Source organism: Paenibacillus rhizoplanae (assembly GCF_042684125.1).
Taxonomy (GTDB): Bacteria; Bacillota; Bacilli; order Paenibacillales; family Paenibacillaceae; genus Paenibacillus_AQ; species Paenibacillus_AQ rhizoplanae.
This window is the reverse complement of record NZ_JBHUKY010000007.1, coordinates 24,572-47,795: the sequence shown is the minus strand read 5'-3', so window position 1 is coordinate 47,795 and position 23,224 is coordinate 24,572. Positions and strand designations below refer to the sequence as shown.

22 protein-coding genes are annotated in these 23,224 nt (G+C 50.8%); 15 read left to right on the top strand and 7 right to left on the bottom strand.

Annotated elements, in window-relative coordinates; translation table 11 throughout:
* Window positions 1-8: 8 nt before the first annotated feature.
* Window positions 9-653 (bottom strand): methyltransferase domain-containing protein, encoded by a 645-nt coding sequence (locus ACFSX3_RS01935; RefSeq protein ID WP_209991321.1) that lies wholly within the window; start codon window positions 651-653, stop codon window positions 9-11.
* 170 nt (window positions 654-823) lie between these two features.
* On the opposite strand from ACFSX3_RS01935, the gene ACFSX3_RS01930 reads away from it, so the two are divergent.
* Complete coding sequence (locus ACFSX3_RS01930) at window positions 824-1,258, top strand: hypothetical protein (RefSeq protein ID WP_209991319.1); 435 nt, start codon at window positions 824-826, stop codon at window positions 1,256-1,258.
* 200 nt (window positions 1,259-1,458) lie between these two features.
* The gene (locus tag ACFSX3_RS01925) at window positions 1,459-3,735 is read left to right on the top strand and encodes a stalk domain-containing protein (protein WP_209991317.1); all 2,277 of its coding nucleotides are present in this window, start codon (window positions 1,459-1,461) and stop codon (window positions 3,733-3,735) included.
* 89 nt (window positions 3,736-3,824) lie between these two features.
* On the opposite strand, the gene ACFSX3_RS01920 is transcribed toward ACFSX3_RS01925, so the two are convergent.
* Window positions 3,825-4,235, bottom strand: coding sequence for a hypothetical protein (locus ACFSX3_RS01920; RefSeq protein WP_209991315.1), 411 nt, complete (start codon window positions 4,233-4,235; stop codon window positions 3,825-3,827).
* A gap of 163 nt (window positions 4,236-4,398) precedes the next feature.
* On the opposite strand from ACFSX3_RS01920, the gene ACFSX3_RS01915 reads away from it, so the two are divergent.
* Window positions 4,399-4,776 (top strand): DUF423 domain-containing protein, encoded by a 378-nt coding sequence (locus tag ACFSX3_RS01915; protein ID WP_209991312.1) that lies wholly within the window; start codon window positions 4,399-4,401, stop codon window positions 4,774-4,776.
* Between the two features lie 88 nt (window positions 4,777-4,864).
* Here the strand turns inward: ACFSX3_RS01915 and ACFSX3_RS01910 are convergent, their stop codons facing one another.
* On the bottom strand, window positions 4,865-5,398 hold the full coding sequence (locus tag ACFSX3_RS01910) for a hypothetical protein (protein WP_209991310.1): 534 nt from the start codon (window positions 5,396-5,398) through the stop codon (window positions 4,865-4,867).
* Between the two features lie 213 nt (window positions 5,399-5,611).
* Between ACFSX3_RS01910 and ACFSX3_RS01905 the strand changes: the two genes are divergently transcribed.
* Both ACFSX3_RS01905 and ACFSX3_RS01900 read left to right on the top strand, forming a co-directional pair.
* On the top strand, window positions 5,612-5,914 hold the full coding sequence (locus tag ACFSX3_RS01905; RefSeq protein ID WP_209991309.1) for a YunC family protein: 303 nt from the start codon (window positions 5,612-5,614) through the stop codon (window positions 5,912-5,914).
* Window positions 5,915-6,190: 276 nt separating this feature from the next.
* Window positions 6,191-6,652, top strand: coding sequence for a Dps family protein (locus tag ACFSX3_RS01900; protein WP_209991307.1), 462 nt, complete (start codon window positions 6,191-6,193; stop codon window positions 6,650-6,652).
* A gap of 133 nt (window positions 6,653-6,785) precedes the next feature.
* On the opposite strand, the gene ACFSX3_RS01895 is transcribed toward ACFSX3_RS01900, so the two are convergent.
* Window positions 6,786-7,292 (bottom strand): MarR family transcriptional regulator, encoded by a 507-nt coding sequence (locus ACFSX3_RS01895; RefSeq protein ID WP_209991305.1) that lies wholly within the window; start codon window positions 7,290-7,292, stop codon window positions 6,786-6,788.
* Window positions 7,293-7,501: 209 nt separating this feature from the next.
* On the opposite strand from ACFSX3_RS01895, the gene ACFSX3_RS01890 reads away from it, so the two are divergent.
* From ACFSX3_RS01890 to ACFSX3_RS01855, 8 genes are all read left to right on the top strand, one after another.
* A complete protein-coding gene (locus tag ACFSX3_RS01890) occupies window positions 7,502-8,530 on the top strand; it encodes a nitroreductase family protein (RefSeq protein WP_209991303.1) in 1,029 nt (342 codons plus the stop codon).
* Window positions 8,531-8,703: 173 nt separating this feature from the next.
* Entirely contained in the window at window positions 8,704-9,486 is a 783-nt protein-coding gene (sufC, locus tag ACFSX3_RS01885; protein ID WP_173138603.1) for a Fe-S cluster assembly ATPase SufC, read from the top strand.
* A gap of 25 nt (window positions 9,487-9,511) precedes the next feature.
* Window positions 9,512-10,813 (top strand): Fe-S cluster assembly protein SufD, encoded by a 1,302-nt coding sequence (sufD, locus tag ACFSX3_RS01880; protein ID WP_209991300.1) that lies wholly within the window; start codon window positions 9,512-9,514, stop codon window positions 10,811-10,813.
* Window positions 10,810-12,036 (top strand): cysteine desulfurase, encoded by a 1,227-nt coding sequence (locus tag ACFSX3_RS01875; protein ID WP_209991298.1) that lies wholly within the window; start codon window positions 10,810-10,812, stop codon window positions 12,034-12,036. The genes sufD and ACFSX3_RS01875 overlap by 4 nt, the downstream gene beginning before the upstream one ends.
* A complete protein-coding gene (gene sufU, locus ACFSX3_RS01870; protein ID WP_173138597.1) occupies window positions 12,023-12,454 on the top strand; it encodes a Fe-S cluster assembly sulfur transfer protein SufU in 432 nt (143 codons plus the stop codon). The genes ACFSX3_RS01875 and sufU overlap by 14 nt, the downstream gene beginning before the upstream one ends.
* A 25-nt stretch (window positions 12,455-12,479) precedes the next feature.
* Window positions 12,480-13,877, top strand: a complete 1,398-nt coding sequence (gene sufB, locus ACFSX3_RS01865; RefSeq protein WP_209991295.1) for a Fe-S cluster assembly protein SufB — start codon at window positions 12,480-12,482, stop codon at window positions 13,875-13,877.
* Between the two features lie 483 nt (window positions 13,878-14,360).
* The gene (locus ACFSX3_RS01860) at window positions 14,361-16,130 is read left to right on the top strand and encodes an ABC transporter ATP-binding protein (RefSeq protein WP_209991293.1); all 1,770 of its coding nucleotides are present in this window, start codon (window positions 14,361-14,363) and stop codon (window positions 16,128-16,130) included.
* A complete protein-coding gene (locus ACFSX3_RS01855; protein WP_379257044.1) occupies window positions 16,127-17,995 on the top strand; it encodes an ABC transporter ATP-binding protein in 1,869 nt (622 codons plus the stop codon). The genes ACFSX3_RS01860 and ACFSX3_RS01855 overlap by 4 nt, the downstream gene beginning before the upstream one ends.
* A 65-nt stretch (window positions 17,996-18,060) precedes the next feature.
* Here the strand turns inward: ACFSX3_RS01855 and ACFSX3_RS01850 are convergent, their stop codons facing one another.
* Window positions 18,061-18,309, bottom strand: a complete 249-nt coding sequence (locus ACFSX3_RS01850; protein ID WP_173138591.1) for a DUF7667 family protein — start codon at window positions 18,307-18,309, stop codon at window positions 18,061-18,063.
* 270 nt (window positions 18,310-18,579) lie between these two features.
* On the opposite strand from ACFSX3_RS01850, the gene licT reads away from it, so the two are divergent.
* Together licT and ACFSX3_RS01840 are read left to right on the top strand one after the other, a co-directional pair.
* Window positions 18,580-19,425 (top strand): BglG family transcription antiterminator LicT, encoded by an 846-nt coding sequence (gene licT / locus ACFSX3_RS01845; protein ID WP_209991291.1) that lies wholly within the window; start codon window positions 18,580-18,582, stop codon window positions 19,423-19,425.
* Between the two features lie 229 nt (window positions 19,426-19,654).
* Entirely contained in the window at window positions 19,655-21,517 is a 1,863-nt protein-coding gene (locus ACFSX3_RS01840; protein ID WP_209991289.1) for a beta-glucoside-specific PTS transporter subunit IIABC, read from the top strand.
* A 121-nt stretch (window positions 21,518-21,638) separates the two neighbouring features.
* On the opposite strand, the gene ACFSX3_RS01835 is transcribed toward ACFSX3_RS01840, so the two are convergent.
* Window positions 21,639-22,679: an HD-GYP domain-containing protein gene (locus ACFSX3_RS01835; protein ID WP_209991288.1), complete on the bottom strand. Its 1,041-nt coding sequence runs from the start codon at window positions 22,677-22,679 to the stop codon at window positions 21,639-21,641.
* A gap of 159 nt (window positions 22,680-22,838) precedes the next feature.
* Window positions 22,839-23,087 (bottom strand): MoaD/ThiS family protein, encoded by a 249-nt coding sequence (locus tag ACFSX3_RS01830; RefSeq protein WP_209991286.1) that lies wholly within the window; start codon window positions 23,085-23,087, stop codon window positions 22,839-22,841.
* Between the last annotated feature and the right edge of the window lie 137 nt (window positions 23,088-23,224).

Below are 23,224 nucleotides of genomic sequence, written 5' to 3'. Positions count from 1 at the left end.
TCCGAATTTTATAACATATATTTCCTGTTCTGCAGCCGAAGCCGGCGCTCTAGTAGTGCCCGTGGTTCAGGCAGCACCCTTCGGCTCATCGCCTCCAGTTCTTCATTGGTAATCTCCCGCTTAATGACGGCAAAGTGATACATAATTTCATGAATGACATTGGACTGCAGCATCCTCAGAACCTCCAGCTCCTCCGTATCATACAGATTGTCGTCAAAGGGATATTGATAGAACAGCTCCATCCGTAGCAGTCTGAAGTCAAACGGTGGCACCGGCGCGGGATAATCCGGGATCTCCGGGCACAGCGGGCTCTGATAGGGCTGGAAGAAGCGGCCGGTGAAATACCGGGGGGTATATTCATCGAACTTTTGCTTAAACATAGGGTTGGAGGCATGCGGGAAGCTATGGGCATAGGGTGCGAGAATACACACAACCGCTTGGTGCGTGCTTATTCTATAAATCTCTGACATCGCTGCAAACAGATCGTTCACATAAGGCATCATCCGGCTGGCCATCACGAATTCGGCCGTATTGTCGGGCAGGGGGATTCCTTCGCAAATATCGCAGACGATATCCACTCCGGGGTACTGTGTACGGTCGATTCCCAGATACCCGGATTCTTTGCCCGGGCCGCAGCCGATATCAATTCTCAAGGATACCACTCCTCCAAATGCTGAATAAGGCTCTTCACTATTGTATTAGTCCGGCGCTTCTGTGCGTACGGCTGATGCCCAGCCCGTAACGGCAAGTTTACAATACCCGGCTTGCGGGGTAATCCTTAGGTAAGGTAAGCAGCACGCAACAAACAGAGGAGGTACACATCATGAGACTACAACGTACGGTACCCGCTATGGCAGCAACGGCTCTACTAATGCTCAGCCTAACGGCTTGCGGCGGGAACAGCCCGGCTGAAGCCCCTGGAGAATCTTCCTCAGCAGCAGCAAGCTCTCCGGGAATCCCTGTACAGACGGCGGCGGTACCTCTCGTCAGTCCGGTGCTGAAGCCTAGTTCTTCCGCAGCCGCAGAGTCAGAGAAGATTCAGGGCTCAGGCACTTATGTCGGTCAGATGGACACCCATTCCGTAGAGATTATGACAGAAGAAGGGCCGACGGCCTTTGAACTCGGTACAGGCACGGCGGATGCGCCGGAGCTGCTTGAGATGGATGATCCCGTGGTATTTACCTATGTGGAAAAAATAGTCGGAAATGATCCTGTCGTGATTCAGCGGATATTGTCCAGTCTGACCAAAGCGGACTGATTAGGCAGTATGCCCGGAACCAGGACTGCAATGGCGGAATACCCCATGGGTATCCTCCTGTTGCAGTCTTTTTTGCTGTCTTTGAATCCGGTTCCAAAGGTTATTTTTTTGTAACCGGTTTTGAGAGAAACTTTTTCCGCCCAGCTTGCGTCAAAGAGATAGAAAAATGAGAGATGTTTCCTATCCGGGAGGGTGAGCTTGTGAAAAAGTTATGGATTTCGATTGTAGCAGGATTATTGGTAATTCCCATGTTGTTTCAGGCTCCGGCCCAGGCAGCAGCTAAACCCATCAGAATTATTATTGATGGAGTGACCTTGTCCACCGATCGGCCGCCGGTGATGGTGAACGGACGGACCCTGGTACCGCTGCGGGCCATCTTCGAAGCCTTCAATGCCGACATCAAGTGGAATCAGAAGACGCAGACGGTAACAGCGTCCCAGAACGATACAACGATTGAGCTCAAGATTGGCTCCAAGATCGCCACAATCAACAACAAGACAGTCAGCCTTGATGTGCCGGGCCAGAATCTGAAGGGCCGCACAATGGTTCCTACCCGGTTCGTAAGTGAAGCGCTCGGCCGCGAGGTCGGCTGGAATCCGGCTGCGCAGATTGTAACGATCACCACTCCGGTTCCAGTGGGGGGAAATGCAGCTCCGGTATCAGGAGTAGCTGCCCAGGATATCAGTGATTACGGGGACGGACGGGATTTGCAGGTCAGCTTCAACCGTGCGGCAGATGAATCGCTGGTGGATCACTACCGTGTGCTTATCGTCAAGAACGGCACTACACTGAATCTGTCGTCTGCACTGGCAGTAGGTTCATATAACTACTCCGTTGCGCAGGTAACAGGAGCGAACCCGGTAGTGAAGCTGAACGCTGCCACCAGAACGATTGACGGAGATCTGATTAAGAATAATCAGGGATATACCGCATACGTAGTAACATTCGGCAAAGGCAATAATACCAGTGCCCTGTCCAGTGCGTCTGCGCCCATTACACTGCAGAACAAGACGGTTCCGGCACTGGGCACGGTCCAGGCAAAGGATACCAGTGATTACGGAGACGGCCGCGATCTCTCCGTCAGCTTCAACAAGCTGGCCGATGAGAGTAAGATAAGCTCTTACCGGATTTTCGTAGTCAAAGCGTCCAATTCCACAGTGTTTGACCTGGGCAGAGCCAATGCGGTCTCCAGCAGCAATTACACGCAGATCAACAAGACGGGGAATAACATCAGCATGAATCTCTCTTCCGGCTCCAGGGATACAGATGGCGCGCTGATCAAGACAGGCGTTGGCTACAGGGTGTATGTACTCGCGGTTGACAGCAGCAATGCAGCGAATAATGTGCTGTCACCTGCTTCAACGGCCCTTACACTCACCAATGCAGGGGTATCCAACCTGAATGTAACCGATGTGAACGATTATAATGACGGGCGGGATGTGAAGGTTACCTTCAACCATGCCTCAGACGAGACCAATATCAGCCAATACCGTATTTTGGTTGTGCCTACGAACTATTACAGCAGCTTCAGCTTAAATGATGCGAATAACGTATCCAGTGCGAATTATACGGCGGTAAACACATCAGGAACGTATACCGAACAGATTCTGAACTCCTCCAGCAGAGATGTGCGCGGGTCCCTGATCAGGAACGGAACCAGCTACAAAGTGTATGTGCTCGCGGCAGGTAACTGGAACAATTCAGGCTCGAATGTGCTATCCGCGGCTTCAACGGCGATTACGCTGGTGAATACCTCCGGCCTCAGTGCCATATCGAATCTGAGTGTGAGTGATGTGAACGATTATGGAGACGGCCGTGATCTGAGAGTATCGTTCAATCATGCCGGAGATGAATCCTACATCAGCCATTACCGGATTTTGGTTGTGCCTATGAACTACTACAACAGCTTCAGCTTGTCGGATGCGAATAATGCGGGGAATTATACTACCGCAGGTACATCCGGGGACAGCACCAATCAGGTGCTTGATGCCTCAGCCAAAGACGTACGCGGCACAGCCATCAAGCCGGGAATCAGCTACAGGGTATATGTATTGACTGTCCGAAACGGCAGTTACCAGGGAACTAACGTATTGTCAGAAGGATCAGCAGCCCTTACCTTATCGGCTAAGTTTCCCGTCACCTCCGTGACGAATGTGACCTACGGTATGGATAACGGCAAAGTTGTGGTTAACTTCACCAAGTCCGCCCTTGAGTCGAATATCTCCGAATACCGGGTATTCGTAGTCCCTTCCAAGCAGAGCTTCGGTACTGCAGAAGCCCTTGGTGTGCAGTCTTCCTACTACAGATCGGCCGTCCCTAATGGAAGCAATCTCTCCATTGCCGCGGCAGCCAGGGATACTAACGGTAACCCGATTGTCAAAGGCACCAAATATAAGGTGTATGTGCTTGCTGTAGCCAACGGTTCAGGAGTGCAAAACGGCGGACTGTCCGATTCGAGCGAAGAATTCGAGATCTAAGGTTCAATCCTGCTTATTAATGTCTGCACAACGAAAAACACAGCATGTCCCGGTTCAAGGGATATGCTGTGTTTGCTGTACAACAGTTATCAGGACGCTCCGGCATTCACCAGAATAACGGATAGGAGAAGCATGAACAGGAGCAGGAAGCCGGCGTTGATGATGGTGCCGATGACAGCGAATACCTTGCGCCGTTTGCGCAGGGTCAGACCGATAATGCCGGTAACCGCCCCGATGACGTTAACCGCAACAAGGATAAGCACGGACAAGCCCAGATACATGATCGTTTCTGCCGCATCGGCAATCAGTTTATTATGCTCATTCATGAGCGAAGACGCTTGTGATCCTACATACACGAAGGTAATAGCGTAGCAGACCAAGGTAAGCAGAGCGATTACGAACGAAGCGATACCGGGACCAGAGTGCTTATAATCGCGTTTGTTCTCCTGGTATACATAATCGGGGTTCGTGTCTTGTTCGGGAGGTGAATGATAGTCCATGGGCTGCACTCCTTGGGATGTAATAGGTTATTATTACTTTTCCATAACATGGCTCTAAATGCAAGTCTTCAGGGCATAAGCTATGCAGGACCGCGGCTGGCAATAGACAGAGCAGATACGTTAAGATAGGAGAAGTTCAACTCAGGGAAGGAGCTGTGTATCCATGCAACGAAGATTGATAGGCTGGGGAGCCTTGCTGGGGATGCTGTCCGTTGCCATCGGCGCGTTCGGATCGCATATCCTGAAGCCAGTAATCAGTGAACACTACCTGCAGGTGTACGAGACGGGTGTCCAGTATCATATGTTCCATGCGCTGGCGCTGATACTTATCGGGCTGACGGCAGGCCAGTGGGGCGAAAGTGTACGTCTGCGCTGGGCAGGGCGGCTGATGATTGCCGGGGTGATCCTGTTCTCAGGCAGCTTGTACATCCTAAGTATTTCCGGTATCAAGCTTCTCGGAGCGATCACTCCGCTGGGTGGCGTATGCTTCATTGCGGGCTGGATCTGCTTGGCTGTGGAGGCATTCTCGCGCAAAAAGTGAAATGCGGCAGGAGTAGTGGATTCGCCGCAATAACCTTAAGACAAAGAAGCACCCGCCCCGGGGAACCCGGAGCGGGTGCTTCTTTGTCTTACAGGAATTCATCGATTTCATTAAGCATGAAGGTGTAGACCTGCTTCTCGTCCACATGGTATACACTCAGCGAATTCTCCGTTTCGTCAAAGTTCAGAATACGGCAGGGCATGGATACCTGCTTGCCATGCCGGTTCGCCCGCAGTCGGACCAGCTGGTTATTCTGAATGTATAGCCTGATTTTGCCGAATACATCAGCGGGTGTTTCTACGGGTGCTGCTGGCGGCTTCTTCGCTACAGGCTTCTCCGCAGGCTTGGCTGCTGGAGGGTCTGCCGGCTTGTCCGGCAATTTCACCGCCACCGGAGCAGGTGTGAAGGTGTCGTTCTTCAGAGCCATCTTGGCCGACTTCAGCAGATGGTCAATGGTTCTCCCAAGCTCCAGCCCGGAGTTGATGTTGAAATCAGTGACTTTGTCGCTGGCATTCAACACTTCAAGCAGGAACTGCAGCGCAAGCGGGTTCGTGCGGGCATTAATCAGGATGTCGACATTGAAAAGATAGTTGCCGTCGGTGTGTTGTAGTTTCTTATCCATTAATCCCCCAGCGTAATCGTTAGTCACGATTTCTTTAATTAAATTAGTATATAAACTATATCATTTAATTAGCGGAAATTATATACCCCCCTGTATAGAAATAAGGACTTACGGCCCTCTTATTTATCCGGGAACTAGGACCATCGTCCACACGCGGCCAGAACCGGAAGCATAACCTACAACGTAAATGCGAAAAAGGGAGGTGCTGCAAAAATGGTAACGTTAGAGCCCGTACAGGTGGGCGATCATGTTCTTGTAGGTGTGGAGGTCAAGCTGCCCAAAACTACGCTGCTCAGCATCAGCACAAGCAAGGGTTACATCATGTGCGGAGCGCTGGATATAGGGCTGCTGAATGAAGTGCTGAGTGACCGGCAGATTATTGCCGCAAGGGCTGTCGGGGTGCGTACGCTTCCTCAGCTACTGGCCGCGCCGCTGGAGTCTGTAACTATAGAAGCGGAGAAGCTGGGAATTGTGCCGGGCATGAGCGGTGCAGAGGCCCTGCTGCTAATGATGTAAGTGCATAGAGGTTGAGATGTCAGGCAAGGAGCCACCTGGCCCCTTGCCTGACTTTATTCTGCCTTTGAACCGTATATTTTAGCATAACTGGCGCTCGCTTGGTTCATCCTACGGATTAGGGCAGAAGATTGCAATCGGCGGATGGGGAACAAGGATTGTCCGGCGTCAAGCTTGTTTCGCGCTCCAGGCAAAAGGGTAAATGAAGAATAGACAACTGCAAGGCCGGACAATGGACAAGCAGCCGGCTAAATTCATGGATAAGGAAGGGATCAACTCATGGCTAAAGCATCAAACAAAGTGAACACCGCTTCATTGGAACAGGTACTTAACCGTCAGGTTGCCAACCTGAACGTATTGTATGTGAAAGTGCATAACTATCACTGGTATGTGAAGGGTGAGCAGTTCTTCGCCCTGCATGTGAAATTCGAAGAGCTGTACGATGATATTACACTCAAAATGGACGAGGTGGCTGAGCGCCTGCTGAGTATCAAAGGCAGCCCTGCAGCAACTATGAAAGAATATCTGGAGCTTTCTACCATTCAGGAAGCTACAGGCAAAGAAGATGCCCGCGGTATGGTTCAGGCGCTGATCGAGGATTTCGCTACAGTAGCGGAAGAACTGACAGAAGGCATCGAGCTGGCTGAAGAAATCAGCGACCAGCCGACAGCGGACCTGTTCATCAAGATCCGTACGGACCTGGAGAAGAACCAGTGGATGCTGCGCGCTTTCCTGGGCTGATTGCCGGATAATTAGCAGAATAATTTCAACTATAGGAATAAAGTCTCCCTGGAGGGAGACTTTATTTATTTTCCAATGATAAGGATTTCATTTGGAACGAATGCCGTCCTTTAAAAGGACAGCGTAGCCGTTTCTACTCGAAGTCACTAAGAGTTAGGTGAAGCGTTGTATTCTCATCAATCATCATTTGAATGAATTTCAGTGAAGCCTGCATCTCCGGTTCCGAGAATTCACTCATTTTCTCGATGAACTTCTGCTCCAGGTTCTCGTGCATCCGGGCGTGGAGTTCAAAGAGCTGTCTGCCTTTAGGAGTAAGGCTGAAGTAGATTTCTTTCTTGTTGTCATTCATCCGGCTCCGCTTAATGCAGCCATCCTGGAGAAGCTTGGCGCTGATCTTAGTGATGCTTGCCTTGGACAATTTCATGGCCTCTGCAATGGTAGTGCTGTTCACAGGCTCGTGCTTGCCGATACAGTCGATGACATGAATACTGGTCAAGCTGGTTGAAGTGAGAGTAATTCCGTGCTTCTGTGTGAGATCCGTAAATGCATCCATTTCGGTTGCAAAGGTCTCTTCAACTAAATGGGAGAGGTGGAGAAACCGGTCATACAGCAGCCGCTTAAGTCCTTCAGAAGAATGCATAGGGCTTAGCATCTCCTTTCTGTAGAAGTATCTTTATTCTAACTCGAAATTATTAACGTGTAAACTAACTGTACAGACAAGTTATTTATAATAGAACACTGGTTTTAAATTAAATGAAACCATTTGACATCGTATTTCATTCAAAATATAGTTAACTGGTAAACAATATTAATTATTGGACACCAAAACGATATTTTGGGGGGATGAAGATGAAGGATGTGTTCACTACCGTTAGAGAACGGCGAACTATTAGGAGATTCAGCGCTGCACCGGTTGAACAAGAACGGATCGTTGCCCTGCTGAACGAAGCAGCTGGCTTATACGAGGCTGAAGGAACGCCGCACTGGCGCTGTCTTTACTTTGGCACCCCTGAGTCCCGTGAAGAGCTGGCTGAATCCATGACCGCGAAGGTGACGGGCAGCCGTCTCGGGAAGCTCCTTCCTGCCCCAATGATAGAGCTTCTGAAAAAGCAAATCACGGGGACTCCCGCTCATGTGATCTTCATTGCCGAGTCCGCTGGCACAGAGCGGGAGCGGGACGAGAATTATGCCGCGGTCTGCAGCATAATGCAGACTTTTCAGCTGCTGGGCTGGGAACAAGGACTGGGTATGCTGTGGTACTCAGACCCCATGATTCTGAGCGAATCGTTCTATAAGCTCATCGGTTGGCGTGAAGGAGAGAGGTTTGCCGGGATTTTGGAAATAGGCTACTTCGACAAAGCACCGCGAGGACGAAAAAGAACACCGCCAGAACGGAGCTGGACTACCATCGGTGAAGACAGCAGCCAGCTTGCGGACACCACCCCTTTCTCCGCGTACAACGTCCTGAGGCTGCTGAACGAGGCGGTCTGGGCGCCGAATGACGGCATGCGTGAACCGTGGCGGTTCATCTATGTGACGGGTGATAGGACAGAGGCAACAGGCAAACTGCTGTTCTCTGAAGAGGCACCTTCACCGCCGTTCCTTCTGGTCGTAGCCAGAGAAGAGATGGATCCCCACAAGCAGGACGAGGATTATGCGGCGGTGTGCAGCTTGATACAGAATTTTCAACTGCTGGCCCAGTCCGAAGGGTGGCACATACGCCGCAGAATTCCGGTATGGGTCTATGACCGGAAGCAGTGTGAGTCCTTCGGGCTTCGTCCGCTGGAACGGATCGTCGCAGTGCTTGAAGCGGGGGTACCTATGCGATATTCAAATTCCGGGTTTCGTTCTCCCGCAGTGAAGATAACCATTTATTAATTTGATTAAAAAGGGCCGATGTAATAAAATTAGTGAGAATCATTGATAATCATCCTGATTCACTTTATAATAATTATAATGTGATATAAAATCTAATTGCTTGTAATCAGGGTTAACCTGTGACAATACAACTTTCTGATTTCGCAAATCGATCAATGGAGGGAATAATAATTATGGCAGCAGATTTTGTCATTGAGGGACTGAAAGCGACGATTGAAGGAAAAGAAATTCTGAAGGGGATCAACCTTCAGATGAAGGGCGGGGAAATTCACGCCGTGATGGGACCGAACGGTACTGGTAAAAGTACGCTGGCCTCAGCTCTGATGGGTCATCCCAAGTATGTGGTTACAGAAGGTACAGCTACGCTTGAAGGTGAAGATCTGCTGGAGATGGCAGTGGATGAGCGTGCCCGCGCCGGTCTGTTCCTCGGCATGCAGTATCCAAGTGAAATCAGCGGAGTGACGAACTCCGACTTCCTGCGCAGTGCGATTAACTCGCGCCGTGAAGAAGGCAGTGAGATCTCACTGATCCGCTTCATCCGCCAGATGGAAGCCAAGATGAAAGAACTGGATATGAACCCTGAATTCCTGCACCGTTATCTGAATGAGGGCTTCTCCGGCGGGGAGAAGAAACGTAACGAAATTCTGCAAATGATGATGCTGGACCCTAAGATCGTCATTCTTGACGAAATTGACTCCGGCCTTGATATCGACGCACTCAAAATTGTTGCCGATGGTGTGAACACCATGCGCAGTCCGGAACGCGGATTCCTGATTATTACCCACTATCAGCGTTTGCTTAATTACATCAAACCTGACTATGTGCATGTCATGATGCAGGGACGGATTGTCAAATCCGGCGGCCCTGAGCTGGCCCACAGACTGGAAGCAGATGGTTATGAATGGATTAAGGAAGAACTCGGCATCGAAGACGAAACTGTAGGACAAGAAGCTTAGAAACGCTGGAAGGAGGAAACCACTTATGACGACGCAAACCATTCTTCCCGTGGATGCACAGCAGCTCAGCGCATGGTCGCAGAGCAGCGGCGAACCGGGCTGGCTGAAGGACAGCCGTTTGAAGGCTCTGGAGCTTGCCGCAGGGCTTGACCTGCCGAAGCTGGAGAAGACACGGATTGACCGCTGGAATATCAACAACTATGGAGAATTTAAGACAAGTACGGCTTTTGCATCACTTAGCGAAGCGCCGGCTTCCATTGCGGGACTGATTGAGGGGCAAGAAGAAGGCAGCCTGATTATTCAACGGAATTCAGGGGCAGTATATGCCCGTCTGGCTCCGGAGCTGGCTGCGCAAGGCGTGATTTTCACCGATTTGCAGACTGCAGTCAGAGAGCATGGAGACCTGGTTCAGCGTTATTTGCATAAGGCAGTATTGCCTGAAGAGCATTCTATCGCAGCACTGCATGCAGCCTTATGGAACGGCGGGGTATTCCTCTATGTTCCGAAGAATGTCGTCATCGAGTCTCCGCTGCAGGCGGTCCTGCTCACGGATGACGCTGAAGCTGCCTTCGTACCGCATATTCTGATTGTTGCCGATACTAACAGTTCGTTGACCTACGTGGATAACTACGTATCACATAAGACTGAAGCGGGTCTGCATAACGGCGCCGTTGAAGTATTCGTAGGTGCAGGTGCCACTGTAAGATACGCTACTGTACATCAGCTGGGGCAGGATACTACGGATGTGACTTACCGCCGCGCCGTTGTGGAGAATGACGGCACCATTGAATGGATTATCGGTGAGATGAACTATGGTGATACGGCCAGCGACACCAAGTCGATCCTGAAGGGCAACGGATCGAGTTCGGATGCGAAGGTAATCGCTGTAGGCTCCGGTTCGCAGAAGCTGAGCTATACTACTCAAGCCCAGCACTTCGGCAGAAACACACCAAGTGACATGATTACCCGTGCTGTGATGCGGGATTCGGCGACTTCGATTATTAACGGAATCACCAAGATCGAGAAAGGCGCCACCAGAGCTGACGGACAGCAGACGGAGAAGGTTCTGATGCTAAGCCCTAAGGCACGCGGTGACGCTAATCCGATTCTTCTTATAGATGAAGATGATGTAACCGCAGGCCATGCCGCTTCCGTAGGACAGGTCAATTACGAGCAAGTCTACTACCTGATGTCCCGGGGAATATCGCGGCATGACGCAGAAACACTGATCATTTACGGCTTCCTTGCTCCTGTAGTGTCGCAAATTCCACTGGAGGGACTGCGCAATCAGCTCCAATCTCTTGTGGAAAGGAAGTTAGGCCAATGATTAGCAGCATAATCCGGGAGCAGTTTCCCATACTGAATCAGGAGATTAACGGCCATCCGCTGGTCTACCTGGACAGTGCGGCAACTTCCCAGAAGCCGCGTCAAGTCATTGACGCGGTCAAGTCTTATTATGAATGGGATAATGCGAACGTGCACCGCGGGGTTCATACCCTGGGAAGCCGGGCAACCGATGCTTATGAAGGCGCACGGGAGAAGCTGAAGAATTTCATCAATGCCCGCAGCACCAAGGAGATTATCTTCACACGCGGTACAACGACCGCACTGAATATTGTAGCTTCCTCTTACGGCCCTTCCGTCCTGCGGGAAGGCGATGAGATTGTGATTACCCAAATGGAGCATCACAGCAATTTCATTCCCTGGCAGCAGCTGGCCAAGAACACCGGGGCAACCCTGAAATTCCTGCCGCTGCAGAAGGACGGGACGATCACACTGGAGGATGCCGAGCAGACGATCACGGCTCAGACCAAGATTGTAGCCATAGCCTATGTATCCAATGTCATGGGCGTTACCCATCCTATCAAAGAGCTTGCAGCGATTGCTCACCGCCACGGCGCGGTAATCGTTGTGGACGGGGCCCAGAGTACGCCGCATATGAAGGTAGATATGCAGGAGCTGGACTGCGATTTCTACGCATTGTCCGGGCACAAGATGCTTGCACCTACCGGAATCGGTGCGCTCTATGGCAAGAAGGCACTGCTGGAAGCCATGGAGCCGGTTGAATTCGGTGGCGAGATGATCGATGATGTCGGGCTGTATGAGTCCACCTGGAAGGAGCTGCCGTGGAAGTTCGAAGGCGGAACACCGATTATTGCGGGTGCCGTCGGCTTAGGGGCAGCGATTGATTTTCTCCAGGAGGTCGGTATGGATGAGATCCACCGCCATGAAATGCAGCTTGCCGCTTATGCGGAGCAGCGCCTCTCGGAGATCAGCGATCTGACGATCTACGGTCCCCGCAACCGTCAGGTGGGGGTAGTTACCTTCAACCTTGGGGATGTCCACCCGCATGATGTAGCCACAGTACTTGATGCCGAAGGCGTTGCTGTACGTGCGGGACATCACTGCTGCCAGCCGCTCATGCGCTGGCTGGAGGTTAGTTCCACTGCCCGGGCCAGCTTCTACCTGTACAATACAGAACAGGATGTAGATTTGCTGGTTCAAGCTTTAATCAAGGCAAAGGAGTACTTCAGCTATGAACTTGGATGACTTGTATAGACGCGTAATTATGGATCATTACAAAAATCCCCGGAACCGTGGTTCATTTGAAGATGACGCTCTGAAGATTGAGCTGAACAACCCTACCTGCGGCGACCGCATTACGCTTCAGCTTAAGGTGGAGGACGGCGTCGTCCAGGATGCCCGTTTCAGCGGCGAAGGCTGTTCCATCAGTATGTCGTCGGCTTCGATGATGACGGAAGCGGTCAAAGGCCAGACGATAGCGCATGCGCTTGAGATGGCGGACAGCTTCTCCTCTCTGATGAAGGGTGAAGAAGCGGATTTCGGAGACTACGAAGATATTGAAGCCTTGTCCGGTGTGAACAAATTCCCTGCGCGGATCAAGTGTGCCACTCTGGCCTGGAACGCGCTTCGCAAAGGTATAGATACGAAAGAAGCTCAGCAATAACATTACAAACGAGGAGGCTGACACCATGGCTAAGAAAGCGCCTGATATGGAGGAATACCAGTATGGATTCCGTGACGAGCACAAGTCGATATTTCAGTCTGGTAAAGGACTCACGGAAGAAATCGTCCGGGAAATCTCCGCAATCAAAAACGAACCGGAATGGATGCTGGAATTCCGGCTGAAATCCCTGGAGCAGTTCCGCAAGATGCCAATGCCACAGTGGGGCGGCAATCTGGATGATCTGGATTTCGAAGATATCCAATATTATGTTAGACCTTCAGAGAAGCAGGGCAAGACTTGGGAAGAGGTTCCTTCCGAGATCAAAGAGACCTTCGACAAGCTGGGGATTCCGGAAGCGGAGCAGAAGTTCCTGGCCGGCGTCTCTGCACAGTATGAATCTGAGGTTGTTTATCACAGTATGCAGAAGAACCTTGAGGATCAGGGTGTAATCTTCACGGATACCGATTCTGCACTGCGTGATCATCCTGAGCTGTTCAAGAAGTTCTTCGGTACGATCATTCCGCCGGCTGACAACAAGTTCGCCGCACTTAACAGTGCCGTCTGGTCCGGGGGCAGCTTCATCTATGTTCCGAAGGGCGTGAAATGTGAAGTTCCTTTGCAGGCCTACTTCCGCATCAACTCTGAGAACATGGGACAATTCGAGCGTACGCTGATTCTGGCAGATGAAGACAGCTTCGTGCATTACGTTGAAGGCTGTACTGCCCCGATCTACAGCACGAACTCTCTGCATAGTGCAGTGGTTGAGATTCTCTGCATGAAGAATGCCCGTGTCCGTTATACAACGATTCAGAACTGGGCACCGAATATCTACAACCTGGTAACCAAACGTGCGGTTGCCGAAGAGAATGCCACCATGGAATGGGTAGACGGCAACATCGGCTCCAAGCTGACGATGAAATATCCGGCGGTGGTTCTTAAAGGCCGCGGCGCTAAAGGATCAGTATTGTCCATCGCAGTAGCGGGCAAGAACCAGCATCAGGATGCCGGCGCCAAAATGATTCATCTGGCACCGGACACTACGTCTACGATTGTGTCTAAGTCGATCAGTAAGCACGGCGGCAAGGTCACTTACCGTGGACTCGCCTCCTTCGGCCGCAAGGCAGAAGGCGCGAAATCCAATATCAAATGCGATACGCTCATTCTGGATAACGAGTCCACCTCGGACACGATTCCTTACAATGAGATCATGAACGATAACATTGTGCTTGAGCATGAAGCTACCGTCTCCAAGGTGTCCGAAGAGCAGCTCTTCTACCTCATGAGCCGCGGCCTCTCCGAAGCCGAGGCCACCCAAATGATCATCATGGGCTTCATCGAACCGTTCACCAAAGAGCTGCCGATGGAGTACGCGGTTGAGATGAACAGATTGATCAAGTTCGAAATGGAAGGAAGCATCGGGTAACCTGAAGCTTATTCCATTCATCCAGTAATATCCTGCGCGTGTCCACAGAATCTTGACGCAATCTGGTCGAGGATCTGCGGGCACGTTTTTTTATACGGAGCTTGTGATTATTATACATAATATTCCTTTATACAGGTGGCTTAAGGACTCTTCGCAAGCGCTGAATCTTGCTATATCTTAATTGAGCAGTATTTGCGAGGAAATAGCAGCAATTAAAACGAAGGGCGTCCTTTTCCGCCTGCTTAGGCCCTGTTCTTTCCGAAAAGAGAGGAAAACGGAGGTTTATCCCCTTTGCCGCATTAAATTATGGATGATAAACTGCTTAAAGTCCCTAAATTGAAAGCGTTAAAAAAAGGTGGGTTAAGATGTGGAAGGTTGCTGAATGGGACTAAGTTTATGCTTACAAAGTAAGCTGTACTTCGTAAAGCCAAGTTTAGGCTTACGGAGCAAGCTTTACTTCGTAAAGCTTTAAGGAGGAGAGATATGGATGTTCTCAGGCAACTGCGGGGCTTTTATCGGGAGAAGCTGCACTATTTGATTCTATCGATTGTATGTTTGGCGGCCGCAACTGCAGTGGGGCTTATTACCCCCAATTTGTTAAGGAGATTGATCGATGATGTTATTATTCCCCTAAAGTTTACTGAGGTGCCCGTTCTCGCTCTCAGTGTGCTTGCTGTCATTATTGTCAAGGCGTGCCTGCAGTTTGCCCATGGATTTTTCGGCGGACGGCTGGGGAATTTCCTGGCTTACCGGCTGCGCAATGCCTGCTATGAGAAGCTGCAGTTTCTGTCCTTCCGGTATTATGATACGGCGAAGACAGGTGACCTGATGTCCCGGCTGACCGGGGATTTGGAAGCAATCCGGATGTTCATCGGCTTCGGATTTGCCCAATTGCTGAACGTGTTTTTCATGGTTCTGTTCGGCTCCATTATGATGTTTACCATCAACTGGCAGCTGACGCTGGTTACTCTGATCACTATGCCGTTCCTGGCTGGAGTAGCACTCAGATTTGAATCCAAGATTCATCCGGCCTTTCAGGAGATGCGCCTGGCGTTAAGTTCCCTGACAACGGCAGTACAGGAGAATGTCACCGGTGTAAGAACGGTCAAATCGTTTGCCAGAGAGGCCTACGAAGTTGAGAAATTCTCACACCGTAATGAACGTTATAAAGACAATCAGATTTTTGCAGCCGAGCTGTGGAGTAAATTCTTCCCGTTCATGGAGCTGCTGGCTTCGGTCAGTGTAGCGATCTTGCTGGGTGTCGGCGGTACGCTGGTTATCAACAAGCAGATGTCGCTGGGTGAGCTGGTTGCGTTCTTCAGCCTGATCTGGTACATCATCGGCCCGGTCTGGGGACTAGGGTTCCACATCAACAACTATACCCAGTCCAAAGCCTCTGGTGAACGTGTGCTGGAAGTGCTGAATCAGACAATCGATGTCCGGGATCAAGAGAATGCCCGCGAGCTTGTACAGGCAGAAGTGAAAGGTGAGGTGGAGTTCGACCATGTCACCTTCGCTTACGGGAACAAAATGCCGGCGGTCAAGGATATTCATTTCCATGCCGAGCCCGGTGCGGTCATAGGATTCCTTGGCGGAACAGGGTCCGGGAAGTCCACCATCACCCAGCTTATGATGCGGGCTTATGATGTGAATCAAGGAAGTATCAAGCTCGACGGAGTGGATATCCGTGAATTCCAGGTCCGCAGTCTACGCTCGCAGATATCGACGGTATTCCAGGAGACCTTCCTGTTCTCGTCGTCGATCCGCAATAATATATCCTACGGACTCAAAAATGTCAGCATGGATGAGATCATCCGTGCCGCCGAGCTGGCGAAGGCGCATGATTTCATTATGGAGATGCCGGAAGGCTACGATACCGTAGTCGGTGAGCGGGGAATGGGTCTCTCGGGCGGCCAGAAGCAGCGGATTGCCATTGCCCGCGCGCTGCTGAAGAATCCGCGGATTCTCATTCTGGATGATGCAACCAGTGCGGTTGATATGGAGACGGAGCATGAGATTCAGGCCGGATTCCAGGAGGTTATGCGCGGACGGACGACCCTGATTATTGCCCACCGTATATCTTCTCTGCGTCATGCCGATCAGATCATTGTGATGAATGAAGGGAAAATGGTCCAGCAGGGCACCCATCAGGAACTGATCGCTGTCCCGGGGCCTTATCAGGATGTGTACCGGATTCAGTACGCCGATTATTTAGCCAGGGATAATGAACGAGAGGCGGGTGATCCGGCATGAACCTTCAGACCTCCAAGAAGACCGCAGAGGGCGCAGTAGAGACCGACAATAGTAAAGTAGAGGAACAGACGCTTGAAGAACGGTTTATCTATAAAGATGATGATGTGATAGACAAGGCTTTTGACTGGAGGCAGTTCACCCGCTTGTTCGGTTATATGAAGCCATACGCGAAGCAGATGCTGCCGCTTGTCTCCATTATGATGATTCTGGGCACCATTACCAAGCTTACAGTTCCGTTCCTGACCAGTATGGCGATTGATAAAGCGATTGCTCCAAAAGACGGAAATACCAGCTTGACGCTGCTCTATACGTTAACGGCAAGTGTGATCATCCTGTATCTGATCCAATGGATCGCCGGCGTATACCGGATCAAATATACGAATGTGATCGGCCAGCGGGTGATTTATGACCTGCGCTCGGACCTGTTCCGGCATATCCAGAAGCTGTCCTTCAACTTCTTCGATAAACGGCCTGCAGGCTCGGTACTGGTCCGGGTAACGAATGATATTAACTCGCTTCAGGATTTGTTCACGAACGGGGTAGTCAATCTGATGATTGACTGTGTGCAGCTGCTGGGCATCATGGTTATTCTGCTGCTGATCAACTGGAAGCTGGGGCTGGCGGTAATGATCACCGTACCTATTATGTTCCTGATCTCCACCAAGCTGCGGCAGAGAATCCGGATCGCCTGGCAGGATGTGCGGATGAAGAATTCCCGGATCAACTCCCATCTTAACGAGTCGATTCAAGGGATTCGCGTCACGCAGGCCTACACCCAGGAAGAAGAGAATATGCATTATTTCGATGCCATGAATATGGACAGCCGGAAGTCCTGGAACAAAGCATCTGCTATGAACCAGGGATTCGGCCCTATTATTGAAGTTACCGGCGGCTTCGGAACGATGATCCTCTTCTGGTTCGGGGCTTACCTGATTCAATCGGGAGAGCTTACCATTGGTTATCTGGTGGCCTTCAGCAGTTACGTCAGCAACTTCTGGGATCCGATCAACCGGCTCGGACAGATGTACAATCAGCTGCTGGTTGCGATGGCTTCCTCAGAGCGGATCTTCGAGTATCTCGACGAGCAGCCTGCGGTTCAGGATAAGCCGGGAGCAACGCCGCTGTCCAAGATTCAAGGGGATATTCACTTTAATAATGTAGTGTTTGAATATGAGAAGGGCCGTGCGGCACTCAAAGGCATCAATCTGGATGTCAAAGCAGGCCAGTCCATTGCCCTTGTAGGACATACCGGCTCCGGCAAAAGTACAATCATCAACCTGATTGGCCGGTTCTATGATATTAAGAGCGGTCACATTACGATTGACGGCCGGGATATCCGCGAGGTTACTCTCCAGAGTCTGCGCGAACAGATCGGGATTGTATTGCAGGATACCTTCATCTTCTCGGGAACGATCCGCGACAACATCCGCTTCGGGCGGCTGGATGCAACCGACGAAGAGATCGAAGAGGTCGCCAAGGCCGTAGATGCTCATGATTTCATCACCAAGCTGCCAGGGGGTTATGATACCGAGGTAGAGGAGCGCGGCAGTGCACTGTCCATGGGGCAGCGTCAACTGCTGTCCTTCGCCCGGGCGCTGCTGGCTGATCCGCGGATTCTGATCCTGGATGAAGCGACAGCCAGTATTGATACCGAGACGGAGATCAAGATTCAGGAAGCGCTGAAGCTGCTGCTTCAGGGCCGGACCTCCTTCATCGTTGCCCACCGGCTCTCCACCATCCGCCATGCGGATAAGATCGTGGTGCTGGATCATGGCGAGATCAAAGAAGAAGGCAACCATGCCGAGCTTACCAAGCACGACGGCATCTATAACGGTTTGATTGAAGCGCAGTTCCGCTTCTTATAGAAGCACATGCAGCAGCCTGTCCCCGATGTGAGGGAGGGGCTGCTTCTTTTTTTATTATTTAAGCGCTACCCCGGCCGTTTGCCGGACCTGCCGCTTACCCGGACCTCCAATAGTTGTGCGCTAATCTCCTGCTGCCAGGCGGTGTCTTGTGTATCAGCTGCCAGCAGCCCTTCCATATGGAGGCGTGCCATCTCCCAGCAATAGACAGTGTTGATATGCAGACAGTGCTGAAGCTCGTCTTGTTCAGCCGGAGCCAGCGGCCGCTTCAGACTCAGAGTGTACAGTTCAGCCAGGCGCTGATGAACCGCAAGCATAATTATCTCCTCCTTGTATTACTGTCTGCTTTTAGCGTGACCCTGAAGATGCGGTTTCAAACCAGAATGATGTCTAATTTGAATATTCAAATCATTAGAATAAATAAAGTTCTTGAAATCGCTTTTATTTATGCTACAATAGCAGTAATACAGGATTGTGACCGGTAACGCGGGCAATGCCTAAGCTGATGCGAGTATCATTTTATGAATGATATTGGGATCAACTTAGGCTTTTTTTGTACAAACTAAGCGTCAGGGGGTGAAATAGAGATGATTATCGAAAAGGTGCTGAACAATAATGTGCTCCTGACCAAGAACCAGAAGGGCAAGGAAGTTATTGTGATGGGCAGAGGAATTTCCTTCAATAAGGTTGCGGGTGATTATGTTGATCCTGCCAAGGTGGACAAGATTTTTCTGCTGAACGAGAATGAATTCACAGCCCGGCTGACCGAGCTGTTGAATGATATTCCGGTGGTTCATCTGGAGCTGGCGAGCGGAATCGTAACCTATGCCAATGAAGTGCTGCGCACGGAACTAAGCGATAATCTCTATCTGACGCTGACGGATCACATTCATTTCGCGCTGCAGCGTTTCGAGAAGGGAATTTTGCTGAAGAATGCGATGCTGTTTGAAATCAAACGTTTTTACAAAAAGGAATTCGGGATCGGGCTGGATGCATTGAAGATGATTGAGGAGACTACGGGTCTTGCGCTTGGTGAAGATGAAGCCGGGTTCATTGCCCTGCATCTGGTCAACGCCAGAATGGATGGCACTGAGGTAAGGTCTACCATTAAGATGACGGAGATCGTTCAGAATATTCTGAACATCGTTACCTATCATTATAAGGTGGTACTGGATGAGAATTCGCTGAATTACTCGCGGTTTCTGACCCATCTGCAGTATTTTTCCATGCGGATTTTGAAGAAGGAGACGAACAACAGCGGTGAGGAGTTTCTGTATAACCAGGTGAGGCAGACCTATGTCAAGGCTTTTGAATGCGTGGGCAAGATCAATGAATATCTGGAGAAGACCCATGGACAGAGCCTAAGCAAGGATGAATACGTCTATCTGACCATTCACATCCAGCGTGTAACGGACCGCAATAGTCTGGAGTAACGCGTAACATCAACAACCATCCTCTATAATTTCATATTTTCATCGGGCAGGGTGTAACTGGTAATGCAGGCAAAACCTGAACTGATGGCAAAATAGCGTGTACGGACGCCTCTTTTGCCTTGAGTTCAGGTTTTTCTTGTTTGCAGAGGGGAAAGATAGAACATTGCTGGCACAAATCGCCTCTGCAGCGATGCTTATAATACAGATTGTCAAAAAGGAGCAAACTCACATGAGTAACAAAGACTTATCCAAACAAATCATTACACTCGTTGGCGGAGAAGGGAATGTGAATTCCGTCTTCCATTGTGCCACACGCTTAAGATTCAAGCTGAAGGATAACAGCAAAGCCAATAAAGCAGCGCTGGAGAAAACTCCGGGAGTCATTACAGTAGTGGAGAACAGCGGGCAATTCCAGGTGGTCATCGGCAACAATGTCAGCCAGGTATTCGAGCAGATTATGAAGGAAACCTCACTTCAGGATGCGGAGAAAAGCGGCAGCGACGAGAGCTCGGAAAGCACCGGGGTTCTGGGCAAAGCGGTGGACATCATTTCGAGCATTTTCTCACCGATTCTGGGTGCACTGGCCGGGGCAGGGATTCTCAAAGGATTGCTGGCTCTGATTCTGTCCCTGAAGTGGATTGACGCCACCAGTGGTACTTACCTGATTCTCAATGCGGCGGCTGACAGCGTGTTCTACTTCCTGCCTGTATTCCTGGCTGTTACGGCAGCGCGTAAATTCAAGGCGAATCAGTTCGTGTCCATTGCTATCGCCGGAGCATTGATCTATCCCGCTGTCGTTGCGGCCGTAGGCTCACCAGACCCGCTGCACTTCCTGGGGATCAAGATTATACTCATCAACTATTCCTCCAGTGTAATCCCGATTATTCTGGCGGTATGGGTACAATCCTATGTGGAAAAATGGTTCCGTTCCTTCATTCATGAGTCAGTCCGGAACATTCTGGTTCCCATGTTCGCACTGCTCATTGTTATTCCGCTTACGTTCCTGGCCTTCGGACCTGTAGGTTCACTGATCAGTGACGGACTCGCTTCCGGTTATACCTGGCTCTACAATCTCAGTCCGCTTGTGGCCGGAGCCATTGCCGGGGCGTTCTGGCAGGTATTCGTAATCTTCGGGGTACACTGGGGCTTCGTGCCGATCATGCTCAGCAACATTGCTACAATTGGACACGATACGATGCTGCCGATTCTCAGTGCAGCAGTGCTGTCACAGGCCGGGGCAGTCTTCGGCGTATTCCTGAAATCGAAGAACCCGCAGCTTAAGGCGCTCGCTGGTTCCTCCACACTGTCGGCGGTCTTCGGCATTACGGAACCAACGATTTATGGAGTGACCCTGAAGCTAAAAAAACCATTCATCTACGCTTGTATCTCCGGCGCTATCGGCGGTGCAATTATTGCAACAGGCGGCGCAAGAGCATTATCCTTCTCGCTGCCGGGTCTGCTGGCCTTGCCAACGTATTTCGGCACCGGATTCATCTGGGTAGTCATTGGTATACTTGTAGCATTCGTACTGTCTGCTGTACTGGTGTTAGTTCTTGGCTTCAAGGAGCCTGAGACAGATGCTGCGGCATCGGTTAACCCAGGCGGAACCTCGGGTACGACTACACCGACGCTGATTGATAAAGAACTGGTTGTAAGCCCGCTGGCCGGAACGCTGCAGCCGCTCGACACCCTGCCTGACGAAGCTTTTGCTTCCGGCGCTATGGGCAAGGGCATTGTCATTGAGCCTTCTTCAGGCATCTTGACCAGCCCTGTGAACGGTACGGTAACTACTGTATTCCCGACAGGCCATGCCATAGGCATCACATCGGATAGCGGCGCAGAGCTGCTGATTCATGTCGGTGTTAATACCGTGAAGCTTAAGGGTCAGCATTTTACCAAAAAAGTGAAGGAAGGCGACAAGGTGGTCAAGGGTCAGCTATTGCTTGAATTTGACCTCGAAGCCATCCGTGCAGCCGGATTTGTAACCGCGACACCGGTGATTGTGACCAACTCGGCACAATACCTCGATGTGCTTAAGAGCACAGGAACGGAAGTGCCTAGCGGCGAACTGCTGCTCACACTCATCCGGTAAAATTATTGGGGTTATAACTACTGTCATATTACCCGCGAATAAGGGCTGTCCCGGCTTGGCCAATTAATGGCTCACTCGGGACAGCCCTTTTGTGTGGAAAATGCTCAGGTAAAGCTACTCACTACTCCATATAAATCTCAACGACGGCAATTTTGCGTTCGCGTGACAGGTCAAGGAACTTGCCTTCGCTCTGCACAAGCGGACGGAAGACATCCAGCGGATTGTTCATCACGATGACACCCATATCACCGGTGCTCAGCAGGACGCGCTTTCCGATGAAGTTAGGCATCAGATGATTGATGAAGGCCTGGACCGGTTTGCCGTTCAGCTTGCCGAAGCTGAGGGAGTTGATCTCGCGCAGCACGGAAATCAGCTCCTGCTTGGACTGATAGACCCGGTTAGTGGTCATGGCACTGTAAATATCCGCAACGGCTGCAATCTGGGCGTAAGGGTGAATATCTGTCTTAGTCAGCTGCCGGGGATAACCGGAGCCGTCCTCACGTTCATGATGCTGCAAGGCAACCAGAGCTGTGAAAGGATCATTCATGGAATTCTGTATGATTTCGTACCCGTATACCGTATGTAATTTGATCTCTTCGTATTCAGCAGGCGTTAATTTGCCGGGTTTGTTAAGAATCGCAGGGGAGATGCGGCATTTGCCGATATCAATCAGGTATCCCGCACGCCCGATCTCATAACACTCTGCCTTGGAATAGCCGAGCCACGTAGCCAGATAATACGAAAGCATGCCAACCTGAAGGGAATGGTTATAGGTATAATTATCCTCCCGGTCCAGCAGCAGCAGGAGTGTTACAACATCCTTGTGTTTGTCTAGCGAGGATAAGGTCGGCTGAAGAATATCATCCACTACGGACTGATTGAAGCTGCCCTTGCTGAGCGCTTCCATATATAGAGACTCAAAACCGTCAATCGTGGTATCGAAGCTGCTGGTTGCGGCCTGAATGATTGAGGTGCGGCTGGAAGGGGCGGGCTCTTCCTGTACCGTGTCAATATCCACATAATCAACGCCGTGCTGTATCAGCTTGGCGATTTCCTCCATTTGCAGCCGTGATCCCTTAGGGAGTACATGCAGCCCGCGAGAACTGAAGGTATCCATCCGCAGATGATCACCCGGTTTTAGATCCATTACGTGTACTCTCAATGACTAGGCCACCTTACTATAGCAATTTTTTACAGCATAGCAACAAAGGCCGCAATATTCAATGGTGTAAGAGTACTGATTGTTGCTTGCGGATTGTGCAACCCGCTGGTCCTACCTTGCTCTGAAGCTGTGCAGATTCGCGGAAGGAGAGCGGTGAGGTTAACCGCCGGATACGGGGGGAATGAAGGCCACCTCGGAGCCTTCGGTAATATCCGTATCATCAGGCGCATATTCCTGATCAACGGCAACCAGGGATACAGCGATCTGCGGCGCGGCAGCGGGATAGGAGGCGGAGAGGAGTTCCTTCAATCTGCCGGCTGTCAATGGGGACTCGTGGGCATGGAAGACCAGCGTAGAGGAGCCGATGATTTCGGCCAGCCCGGCGAACAGCCGGATGGATAGATGCATGCTTCATTCACCCTTTCTGGACTTAAGCTAAGGACAGCTAATAATGATTACAATATACCATATTGAGTCTGAAAATGTTATGCTAACTCTAGAACAGCACAAGCCTGCCGCTTACTCTATAAACGGCTGTACAAGTG